General features: G+C 54.3%; 1 rRNA gene (only partly in view). It reads left to right on the forward strand.

Features of this window, described 5'->3' with window-relative positions:
- Window positions 1-582 (forward strand): 23S ribosomal RNA (locus RDV48_29575); its annotated part runs 349 nt beyond the window's last position; the annotation flags it as partial.

Below are 582 nucleotides of genomic sequence, written 5' to 3' on the forward strand. Positions count from 1 at the left end.
ATAACGGTCCTAAGGTAGCGAAATTCCTTGTCGGGTAAGTTCCGACCCGCACGAATGGTGGAACGATCTGGGCACTGTCTCAACGCGAGACTCGGTGAAATTTAAGTACCGGTAAAGATGCCGGTTACCCGTGGTTAGACGGAAAGACCCCATGAACCTTTACTGTAGCTTACCATGGGGACTTGTTCTGACATGTGTAGGATAGGTGGGAGACAGCGAAGCATGGCCGCCAGGCTGTGTGGAGTCGTCGGTGAAATACCACTCTTGTCAGGGTAGGTTTCTAACGTGGCTCGTGAAACCGGGCTGCGGACAGTGGTAGGTGGGCAGTTTGACTGGGGCGGTCGCCTCCCAAACAGTAACGGAGGTGCGCGAAGGTCACCTTGCGCTGGGCGGAAATCAGCGCACAAGTGTAAAGGCATAAGGTGGCTTGACTGCGAGTCCGACAGGACGAGCAGGTACGAAAGTAGGTCTTAGTGATCTGGCGGTCGCGAGTGGAAGCGCCGTCACTTAACGGATAAAAGGTACTCTGGGGATAACAGGCTGATCTTGCCCAAGAGTTCATATCGACGGCAAGGTTTGGCA

This window comes from Candidatus Eremiobacterota bacterium, from assembly GCA_031082125.1.
Taxonomy (GTDB): domain Bacteria; phylum Vulcanimicrobiota; class CADAWZ01; order CADAWZ01; family Ess09-12; genus Ess09-12.